Here is a 10768-nt window from a genome sequence, read left to right on the forward strand (position 1 = left end):
GCAAATTGCCATAGTTGAGGTGTCCATACTTTTGAGCTGAAACTGAACCGAATACGGCAAGCAATGCTACAAGAGCCAATGTGATTTTTTTCATTTCCTTAGCAGATTTCAAAATTTTAAGGTGCAAAGTTAGACGGAGTACGCAACTCTCCCAACTATTAAACGCAGATTCTGTGACAACGTCACAACACGTAAAGAGTATCCACAGGCTACTGTGGTTGTATCAGGCGTAAACTAAAAACAAAAAACAAAATGTATTTTTTGTTTGACAAAACAAAAAGTTTTTATTTAATTTGCATTGTTGTTTTTAAAACAAACATCGATACGTGACGCCAAAACATAAAACTATGAAAACTTTCAAACTTGATCACTTGACTGTAGTACAATCCAAACTACAACAAACCCATCGCGATTTACGCAGAGCAGTTAACCGCTATTGGTTTCAAACCGCCCTTTGTTCAATTGCTGTTTATGGCTTCAGTTCGCGAGAATTGAGCGTGAACCTTCAACTGAACAGTGCCGAACCGATGGTCCAAATTCAGAGCTTGAGCCCCAGTTCAACATCCATTGCCCAAAATACCACTAACACCAAAGAACCATTACATCCTATGAACGTTTCTATGCTCTCTTTCAGCACCGAGGGGGCGGCATCCGTGCCTAGCTCCCCGGCTGCTTCTAAATCGGTGGAGAGCGGTCCGCCCGGGAAAGGTGCCGCGAGTATTACCCGCACCAATTCCTTGGGCGAACTGGCCAATACTTTCCAAAATGTGAGTTTCCCTGATCAGGATGAAGTATTTGAGCCAGCCACCAAGCGCCAGGCCAAACGCCAAAAACAGCTGGCCTATGTACAGCGTTTTGCCGACATTGCCAAGGGCGAGCAAAAGAAATACGGCATTCCCGCCAGTATTACCTTAGCTCAGGGCTTGTTGGAAAGCGATGCGGGTGAAAGCCCACTGTCTGCTCAGGCCAACAACCACTTCGGGATCAAATGTTTCTCCCGAACATGTGGCCGTGGGCACTGTCGCAATTTTACGGATGATTCCCACAAGGATTTTTTCCGGGTTTTTCCGTCTGCCTGGGAAAGTTTCCGTTCACACAGCATGTTGCTGCAAGGTGCACGTTACAAAGGGTTGAAAAAATTCGGAGCAGACAATTATACCGATTGGGCTTATGGCTTGTCCAAGGCTGGTTATGCTACCGACAAAAAATACGCCCAAAAACTGATCCACTTGATTGAAGATTTAGAATTGTACCAGTTCGATTGAGCCAATTCAATAAGCGTTTATAAAAAAAATTTTACCATTATTTTTCTGCGCTAATGGGCGAGGTGCGAAAGGTTCGTGCCTTGCCCTTTTGTTTTTAGGTCATAAAAAAATAAGTGACCATTTTGCCCCACTATTTGGATGATTTTTTCCAATTCTCTAAACCTTTTTCCCTTTTCCCAGTTTTACATCAAATTACAATTTAAACACAGTTTTTCATTGTGAAAAAATTATAAACCACACCTGATGATTGCTAAGCTGGAAAATGTCAACAAAGTATACAAAGTAGGGGATCAGGAAATTGTAGCGTTACAACCAACCACCATGCAAGTGAATGATGGGGAGTTATTGCTGATCATCGGCCCCTCTGGATCAGGTAAAACCACCTTGCTCTCTCTTTTGGGTTGTGTACTGTATCCTACCGCAGGGCGTTTGTGGGTAGATGGACAGGAAATCAATCGTTTGAAAGAAAACCAATTGGCCCGCTTGCGGCTCAACACCATTGGATTTGTTTTTCAAAGTTTTAACCTCCTCGCCCCCCTATCCGCCGAAGACAATGTGATGATGCCCATGCGTTTGCAAGGCGTTGCCAATACCGAAGGCCGCAAACGCGCTTATGCTGCCCTGGAAATGGTTGGCATGATGGATCGGCGCAAACAATTGCCCAAACAACTCTCCGGCGGGCAACAACAGCGGGTCGCCATTGCGCGAGCCCTGGTGACCAATCCCAAGTTGATCCTTTGTGACGAACCCACTGCCTCCTTGGACAAGGATTCCCTGGATGTGGTTATGCAGGAATTGCGCCATTTGGCAAATGAAGGCAAGGCCGTATGCGTAGTTACCCACGACCCACGCCTAGAGCAGTACGCCCACCGGATCGTAGCCGTCAACAACGGTGTAGTAACGCAGGTACAAAAATTTGATCACTAGCTTATTTTCGATATCATGAAAGTCAAATATCTATTCCTCTTTGCGCTGATTGGCGTATTAAGCGCCTGCGGCGGTAAAAAAGAAGGGGATTCAGTTGCTGTTGAAAAAGAGCCACTGACCTCAACAGAAGTGCCCCTGGATTCTACCATGAAGGTTAAGGAAGTTGTAGGCATTGCGCGCATTGAACCGGATGGCAAAATCATCAGCATCAATGCGGAGACCGCAGGGTTTGTCAAGGAAATCCTGTTTGCTGAAAATTCCCGGGTGAAAAAGGGTGACGTATTGGTCGTGCTTGAATCCGCCATTGAAAATGCTCAATTGAACCAGGCCCAAAGTCGGATCAAAACCCAACAAGCATCCATCACGGCGGCCAAAGCCAATCTGGAATCCCTTAAAGTAAAATTGGCCAATGCCCAAAATACCTACGATCGCAACCTCAAACTCCTGCAAGGCAATGCCGCTACACAGCAAAGTGTTGATGATAGCCGCTTTAATGTGGAAGACCTGCAAAAACAACTTTCTGCCCAACAAGCAAACATCCAACAACAAGAAGCAAGATTGGAGGAGCTGCGAGCCGACATTGGCCTGAGCCAGACTCAATTGGGCAAAAAAAGCTTGCGGGCACCTTTGGCGGGTACCTTCCTCTCTTGTGATGTGAAACCGGGCAACTACATCAGCACCTCCACTGTTTTGGGTGAATTTGCCAAAGAAGGTCCTTACCTGGCCGTTGGAGAAGTAGACGAACTCTTTGCACTCCGGGTCAAAAACGGCAACAAAGCCTACATCCGCCCACAAGGTGAGCGCAACATCCTGGCTCGTGGTACAGTGGTGTTTACTGGAGCTTACCTCAAACAAAAATCCCTGTTTTCTGATCGGGCCGACAATCTGGAAGATCGCCGGGTGCGCGAGGTACACGTACGCCTGGAAGACAACAGCCAGGTATTGATTGGTAGCCGGGTGGAATGTGTCATTGAACTAGAAAATTAAAGAATCATGTTCAGAACTGCGCTTCGTTTTTTGCTTTATGACAAGGCCAAGTCCCTTGGTGCGCTCTTTGGCGTGATCCTTTCGGTTTTTCTGATTGGACAGCAGTGTGGTATTTTTATCTTTTTGACGAACGCCATGTCGGCACTGGTCCGCAACAATCAGCAATACATCTGGGTGGTTGATGACACCACAAATGACGTCAACTCATTAGCCGCCTTGGACATGCGCAAAGCACGCGAGCTGGCGAGTGTGCCCGGCGTTACTCGGGTCAGTCCATTGGTGTTGGCTGCCGGTGGTGCCCGATTTGCCAATGGCAAAAATGCTGGCGTAGTACTCATTGGGGTGCAATATCCCGAGTGTGCCGGAGGGCCCTGGATGCTCAGCGAAGGCAGTACCACGGATCTGCTTAAAGATGGCGCGATCATTACCGATGTATTTGACCGCGAAGCGTTGGGGAGTGCCAAAATTGGCGACTATTTTGAAATCAATGGAAAAAAGGTCTTCATTGCTGGCAACACCAAAGGGGTACGTTCATTCGGGGGGACTTACACCTTCACCTCCATTGAAAGAGCCCGCTACCTGGGCAACATCCCCAACAATCAGGCCAGTGCTTTTTTGTTGACCTGGGACCCTAAGGTTTCCCGCGAGCAAGTTATTTTTTACATCAACCAAAACCTGAAAGGGGTACGAGCCTGGGCCAGTGAAGATTTCACCCGCGAGACCATCCTGACTGTACTGAGTTCCAGTGGCATCGCACTGTCTTTCGGAACCCTGATCGTATTTGCACTAATCGTCGGTTTTGTCATCATTGGCCTGACGCTTTACTCGGCAGCGATTGACCGCGTCCGGGACTACGGTACGCTCAAAGCAATTGGGGCCACCAACGGCTACATCACTCGCCTCATCCTGATGCAGGCCATGATTTTGGCCATCATTGGTTTTTTGATCGGCTACTTCTTTGTCAATGGCTTTAAGGTCGGGGTCGCCCAGGCGGGTACCATTTTTGAATTCCCTTTGTGGATGCGTTTGGGCTTTTTGATCCTCACTTTATTCATTGCCTTGTTTGGCAGCCTGTTTGCCATCCGTAGGATTACTGGATTGGAGCCTTCCGCAATATTTAGAACATAGAACTTCTCAACTCATGAAACCACTATTTTTCACCATATTCTTTTTGATTTCTTTATTGGTTTGTGCTCAATCCTCCCGTACCTCGGCTACGCTCGGTAACCGGGTAATCAGCCTGGAAGAAGCCATTACTTTGGGGCAAAGCAATAGTTTGGATTTGAAAAACCAAAGTTTGCAGGTGCAAATTGCCCAAGGGGAGCGCAATAAAATTGATGCCCGTCGCAGCCCAATTGTGAGTGCAAATGGCGAATTGCGCAGCAACCTCGTTTTGCCTACTACCATCATCCCCGCTGAGGCATTTGGTGGTAGCAGCACTGGCGAAGACCAGAAATTGCGCTTTGGCACTGTTTTTAACATAACTGGTTCCCTCAATGTCAGTTACGCCCTCATCGACCCTACCTTGCGTACCGATCAATTGCGTGCAGATGGGCAACGAATGTTGCAGGAAGCCACTTTAGAGAAACAAAAGGCCAATTTTCGGCTCACTATCGCGGAAGCCTGGTACGATGTGTTTTTGAAACAGGAGCAACTAAGTATTGCTGAAGAAAAGCTCAAGCGGGCAGAGTCCCTTTTGGCGATCAGTCAAAACCGCTTCAATGCAGGGGCTTTATTGCCCAGTGAGGTACAACGCAGTCAATTGGAAAGGGACAATAGTAGAGCCTCGCGGGATCAGGCGAAAAACAACCTGAACCTGAGTCGCCAAAACCTCGCCTACCGCATCGGATTGCCATTGGAAACAGCGTTGGAAGTAGGTGCCATTGCTCCGCCAACCAATGACCTTATTGCGAATTCAACTTCAGCAAGTGCAGGCCAGCGTTGGGAACTCAAAGAAGAAGAACAACGCCTAGCCCTTAACCTGCTCGATCAACAGCGCATCAAGGAGCAGTATCGCCCCAATCTCAGCGCCATTGCCAATGGATCGGTGCAACATTTGAGCAACAATTTTGCAGTTTGGGAAAAATGGTTTCCGGCCGTTTACCTTGGGTTGCAGACCAATTTCACTTTGTTTGACGGCAACCTCAAACAAAAGAACCTGGAGGTATTGAAGTTGCAAAACCAGGTCAGCCAACACACCATCGAACGCATTCGCCAGGACATTGGCTACGAAGTGGCTTCTACCCAAACTGCACTACAAAACAGTGTGGTACAATGGCAAAGTGCCCAGCAAAACTTGGCGACAGCGCGTAAAATTCTGGAGTTGGAAAAGGAGCGCTACGTGGGCGGGAATTTACTTTTTACCGACTTGTTGAATACGGAATTTTCGTTGCGGGAAGCTGAGAACAATGCGCTGAGTGCCTGGTACAACTACTTGGTAGCGAAGTTGCGTTGGGAAAAGGCGATGGGGCAATAAACCTTTATTTTAGCAAGCTGGAAACTTGAATCTGTAAATTAAAAGGTTTGAGGTCGATCAAATCACTCGAAGTACAAATCAAGACATCCCGATAATAGTCGGTGATTGGAGTGCGGTAAACTTCTACTTTTTTGCCAGGAATGTTGACGATCCAATATTCGGGAATGCCAGCTTTGGCATAAATAGGTAGCTTGGCTTCCCGATCCAAGGTCACTGAACTATCAGCAACTTCTATAACCAGTAAAACATCCTGAGGTGTGGGGTGAGCCTCTAAATAGTCATCAGCCCTCCAGCGAAGAATGGAAATATCCGGGATCGGTTCTGACAGGTCATTCAGCACAATGGGATCTTGCACCCCAACTACAGCTAAGCCCTCCAGCAATCTGGACAAAATTCGATTGATGCCTTTGACGTGGGCAGTATGAGTAGGGCCAATTGGACTCATTTCTAATATTTCGCCGTTCAATAACTCAACCCGGTCGTCTTCGGTCAGGATACCTGCCTCGGCCATGCGGTGGTAATCACCTACCGATATTTTTCTCCGAATTGGTTGAGCTGTGGTCATGATTGAAAGTTAAACGTGATCCAATTTAACTATTTTGGGTTGAATACACAAGCGATAAGAGTATCAATTTAATTCTAACGCTTTGATCATAAGTAAATAAGTCCGGCAAAATTTAGATAAAGAACTAAAATCCACCTCACTCACACGAGGATTCAAACGAGGGAACAATCCCTTGTTTTCCTCCACAATGTCTTCAATCGCCCTTTTAATGGCCCTCCGATTGATGGTGCCGCTATTGGCATCGATAAAATCATTTTTGAAGCCCAATGAGCGGAAATACTCCCCTTCGGTGATCTGCATGTAGAGGTGGAGCAGGTCGCGGTCAGGTTTGGGCAGGGCGTAATTGAACAAGCCCGAGCTGACAATGTACCCCGTAATGGACAAAGCTACGGAGAGGTAACCATTTTCGCAGTACCAATCCATTTGAGGCAATTCGGTATCGATGAGGGCGACCAGCTTGTCGTGCGTGACCGGGGTGGTAATGCCAAAAGTGCTGCGCACCCGGTACATTTCTTTAAAAAGCTCCTCTTTGGGGCGTTCGGACAGTTTTTGCAGGTCTTTTGCCAAAAGGAGGTTTTTATCGATGTTCGACTTGTTGTCTTTGGTGAAATATTGCCGTTGGATGCGTTCCAATTCCTCCATCATGTACCCTTCGGGTTTAACCAGGTAGTCGAGTTTAAATACCAGGTTCAACAACAAATAAGCAATGGCTCCAGGGTACTGTTCGCGGTTGAGGGGGCCTTCCTGTACTTCGCGTAGGGTGCTGCTGATGGCTTCCTGGATAAATTTGTACTTGGCTTCTTTTTCCAGAAGTGGGATTTCCTGCAAGTGATCCGCCTCAACTGCCTGCAACATTTTGAACTCATCCAGAAGGAGATCATCTTGTTTATCCGCATTGATGGCCAGTTCCCGCAAGGCCATGTACAATTTGTGGGGCGAAGCATCGACCTTGGGGGTGTCAAAAAGAATGGTCAAGTTGTTCTCTGGATCGAGGGCAAAGCGGCTGAATTGCAGAATAAAGTTACGTTCGATGAGCCGCCGCATAAAACCTACATTCAAGGCTTCTGAATAGGCAATTCTTGATTCTGCCAGGAATTTTGTGTCGTTGGCGTAGCCGGTTATTTTTTTTGAACCTTGATAAAATTCAAAGCGCAATGTTCCCTCTTCAGTCCACCAACGGACATTGTCTTCGCGCTCGTCGCGCAGGTATTGAAAAAATGCCCGATAAGCATCCAGGTATTTATCTTCTTCAAACAACGCCAGTGACTGCTCCCAAGCCTGATAATTCAGCGGAGTTTTGTAAGAATCCGTATATCGGCCAAACTTTATGTCCAATTGAGTTGCGGAAACACCTGTATTGGAAGCTCTGAACAGTCGATCAAATAGGCTCATTAGCAGTTTATATATAGACTTTAGCGAGGAAATTTACGATAAATTGAATAAAATTGTTGATTCAAATGGCAAAAAAGCTATCCGTAGATTTGATAAAGCCACCAAATGCAGTAAAATGGAGCATTTTCGGAGTGTTTTGCCTCCACCCCTTTACCCCTTTCACCTGAGTTATGCCGATCACTTTTTAGGCATCGGTTCTTGTTTTGTCGAACAAATTGGGCAAAGATTAACTGCGCGTAAGTTTTCGAGTTTTTACAACCCTTTGGGGATTGCATTTAATCCTTACTCCGTTGCGCTGAGTTTGGCCAGAGCGAGCCAACCAAAAAACTATCAAGTTGCTGATTTGTTTGAATACCAGGGGCTTTGGCATAGTTTTGATCACCATGGCAGTTTTTCAACTCCTGCTCCTGCTCAGGCCCTCGCAGGAATTGATTTGGCCCAAAAGGCTGCCCATGCTCAATTTCAAAAAGCAAGTGTGTTGGTTCTGACCTTGGGTACGGCCAATGTATGGGAGCATTTGGCTGAAAAACGCAGCGTTTCCAATTGCCATAAATTGCCCAGGGCCAGTTTTCAGCAACGGCGTATGGACTTACCCGAAATTGTAGAAATACTTGGTACCAGCCTTGAAACCTGTTTTGCGGTGCATCCTGGGTTGAAGGTAATTTTAACCGTAAGCCCGGTGCGTTACCTGCGAGAAGGCATCGTGGAAAATGCCCGCAGCAAGGCAACTTTATTACTGGCTACTGAACAATTGTGTCATACTTTTTCGCAGGTTCATTATTTTCCAGCTTACGAACTACTGATGGACGACTTGCGGGATTACCGTTTTTACGCTGAAGATTTGGCTCACCCCAACCCTCAAGCGACTGATTACATTTGGGGCTATTTCAAAAATGCATTTTTTGATGCAGCTACCCAAACCCAGATACAGGAACTGGAAAAACTCAATCAGGCCCTGCAGCATCGCCCCCTCCATCCCGATACGGTCACTCATCAAACATTTTTACATCAACAACTTGAGTACATTACACGTTTGGAGAATAAGTATCCCACATTGGACTTTTCAGCTGAAAAATCCATATTTCATCAACAACTAAAGGCATAATGCCCATGAAAAAAGCATTACTTATTTTAAACCTAAGCCTCGGACTGCTCTTGACCGCTGGGGCAACTGCCCAAAATCGACTGGTCAAAACCCGCCCAATGGGCACTGTAACCAAAAGTGAATTGGTGCAGACTTACGGCCCACTGGTACAATACAGCATCACTACCTATAAAGTCTGGTACCTCACGACTGGTATTGATGGCAAACCAGATACCGCTACTGGTTTGGTCGTTTTCCCGGTTGTGGAAAACAAATCACTTCCCCTCCTTTGTTATCAACATGGTACTGTGAGCGGCCCTAGCGATGTGCCTTCTGAACGCCGGGGAGGCTGGGAATTGGCTGGGGTTGGAGCAGCTTTGGGCTATGTTGCCCTAGCTCCCGATTATTTAGGACTGGGAGAATCCCGCGGCTTTCATCCCTATGTGCATGCCGCTACCGAAGCAAGTGCGGCCATCGACCTGCTGCATGCCACCAAAGAATTTGCCGAAAAGCTAAAATTCCCACTCAATGGCCAATTGTACCTGACGGGTTATTCCCAGGGCGGGCACGCCTCAATGGCCCTGCATCGAGAGTTGGAACGCAATCACAGCCAGGCTTTCCCCGTAACTGCTGCTGCACACCTGTCTGGGCCCTACAGCATTTCAGGTGAAACCTTCAAACGCTTGATCAGCGATGAGCCTTACAATTACGTGGGATATACGGCTTGGGTCGCCCTATCGTACAACCAAATGTACAAGATCCACGACAATGTTGAAAAACTGCTCAAACAACCCTATGCAGACATGGCCTTGAAATTTTATCGCCATGAAATTGACCTGTCTGAGCTCAATCGCGGGTTGATCGATACCCTGACCAAACGCCACGGCAAACCCATTTCTCGCTTTATGTTTCAGGATAGTTTGTTGGAGAATGTCTCCAAAAATCCGAACCACCCTTTCTTTTTGGCCATGCGGGACAACGATGTATACGATTGGGCACCAAAGGCACCTACCCGCATCTTTTATTGCAAAGCTGATGACCAGGTTACTTTTCGGAACAGTGTATTGGCCGACTCGATCATGCAGTTGCGGGGGGCAAAAGATGTCAAATCAGCCGATGTGCAGAGCGATGCAAACCACGGACAATGTGTTCAGCCTGCCGTGTTACAAACCGTATTTTTCTTTGCCACAGTCCAGGCACAAATTGCTACCAGCACGCGTGATTTACCTACCCTGCCAGTACGCATGTACCCCAATCCCGCACAGGAATTTACCCGTCTGGAAAACTTGCCCAAGTCAGGGCAGATAATATTGTCCAATGTACGAGGGCAAATTATTTTCCGCAGTAACATCAATAATCCCTACATGGACATCCCCCTGCAAGGTTTGAGTAAAGGAATCTATTCGGTGCAACTACTTTCCGCACAGGGAATTTGGCACAATAAATTACTGGTGCAGTAAGGTACTGGTCCAGTAAGGTACTGGATTCCAATGTTAAGTTTTTTGCAGGGTATTTACTAATTCATTTATTCCATTTACCTTTGTGTTAATTTAATGTAAACTATTTTTTAAATAAATGTAAACAAGAATGAAGGATAAACGTAGCAAAGATAGCGTACCTCCCTCGGAAGCAGTCTTTGACAACACGCATCGCGAAGCAGAACCACTGAGCCCTTTCAAGCAAAAAGTGGAAAAAAAAACCGACAAAACGGTCTATAAACAATTGAAAGCGCAAGCCAAGGAACTTAAAAAGCAGCTAAAAAAAGTAGCCAAAAGGCTGGATAAGGTAAAACTGGCGTTCAAAAAAGCGCAGAAAAAAAAGAAAGATACGACGGAACTAGAGCAACTCGCCCAGCAGGTGCAAACTTTCAAACTGGAACGCAAAACGGTGAAGGCTGCCTTCAAAACAAAGCGCACCGAAATGAAAGCTGCTAAAACCGCTGCCTAAAATTGGTTGGAATAGTGAAATATTTGAAATTTTAAAAATAAGATCAAATTCCACTATTCCAATCTTCTATTCTAATCATAAACAAACTTCCAGGAGCCATATTTTTGCCTTTTCCAGACGGTATG

The 10768-nt window shown here is 46.5% G+C and carries 10 protein-coding genes; 8 read left to right on the top strand and 2 right to left on the bottom strand.

Annotated elements, in window-relative coordinates; all coding sequences use genetic code 11:
• The first annotated feature begins 347 nt into the window (after nucleotides 1-347).
• The 5 genes from SFV55_RS09480 (at nucleotide 348) to SFV55_RS09500 (ending at nucleotide 5655) form a co-directional block, all read left to right on the top strand.
• Nucleotides 348-1265, top strand: a complete 918-nt coding sequence (locus SFV55_RS09480; protein WP_320029251.1) for a glycoside hydrolase family 73 protein — start codon at nucleotides 348-350, stop codon at nucleotides 1263-1265.
• Nucleotides 1266-1508: 243 nt separating this feature from the next.
• Nucleotides 1509-2192, top strand: coding sequence for an ABC transporter ATP-binding protein (locus tag SFV55_RS09485; protein WP_320029252.1), 684 nt, complete (start codon nucleotides 1509-1511; stop codon nucleotides 2190-2192).
• 15 nt (nucleotides 2193-2207) lie between these two features.
• On the top strand, nucleotides 2208-3179 hold the full coding sequence (locus tag SFV55_RS09490) for an HlyD family secretion protein (RefSeq protein ID WP_320029253.1): 972 nt from the start codon (nucleotides 2208-2210) through the stop codon (nucleotides 3177-3179).
• A 6-nt stretch (nucleotides 3180-3185) separates the two neighbouring features.
• A complete protein-coding gene (locus tag SFV55_RS09495) occupies nucleotides 3186-4307 on the top strand; it encodes an ABC transporter permease (RefSeq protein WP_320029254.1) in 1122 nt (373 codons plus the stop codon).
• A gap of 13 nt (nucleotides 4308-4320) precedes the next feature.
• Nucleotides 4321-5655: a TolC family protein gene (locus tag SFV55_RS09500; RefSeq protein WP_320029255.1), complete on the top strand. Its 1335-nt coding sequence runs from the start codon at nucleotides 4321-4323 to the stop codon at nucleotides 5653-5655.
• A gap of 4 nt (nucleotides 5656-5659) precedes the next feature.
• Here the strand turns inward: SFV55_RS09500 and SFV55_RS09505 are convergent, their stop codons facing one another.
• Nucleotides 5660-6220 (bottom strand): Uma2 family endonuclease, encoded by a 561-nt coding sequence (locus SFV55_RS09505; protein ID WP_320029256.1) that lies wholly within the window; start codon nucleotides 6218-6220, stop codon nucleotides 5660-5662.
• Nucleotides 6221-6283: 63 nt separating this feature from the next.
• Nucleotides 6284-7612, bottom strand: coding sequence for a hypothetical protein (locus SFV55_RS09510; protein ID WP_320029257.1), 1329 nt, complete (start codon nucleotides 7610-7612; stop codon nucleotides 6284-6286).
• A 115-nt stretch (nucleotides 7613-7727) separates the two neighbouring features.
• On the opposite strand from SFV55_RS09510, the gene SFV55_RS09515 reads away from it, so the two are divergent.
• From SFV55_RS09515 to SFV55_RS09525, 3 genes are all read left to right on the top strand, one after another.
• Complete coding sequence (locus SFV55_RS09515) at nucleotides 7728-8717, top strand: GSCFA domain-containing protein (protein ID WP_320029258.1); 990 nt, start codon at nucleotides 7728-7730, stop codon at nucleotides 8715-8717.
• 5 nt (nucleotides 8718-8722) lie between these two features.
• Nucleotides 8723-10156, top strand: a complete 1434-nt coding sequence (locus SFV55_RS09520) for a T9SS type A sorting domain-containing protein (protein WP_320029259.1) — start codon at nucleotides 8723-8725, stop codon at nucleotides 10154-10156.
• A gap of 127 nt (nucleotides 10157-10283) precedes the next feature.
• Entirely contained in the window at nucleotides 10284-10643 is a 360-nt protein-coding gene (locus tag SFV55_RS09525) for a hypothetical protein (protein ID WP_320029260.1), read from the top strand.
• Nucleotides 10644-10768: the final 125 nt, after the last annotated feature.

The organism is Haliscomenobacter sp. (genome assembly GCF_033763495.1).
Lineage (GTDB): Bacteria > Bacteroidota > Bacteroidia > Chitinophagales > Saprospiraceae > Haliscomenobacter.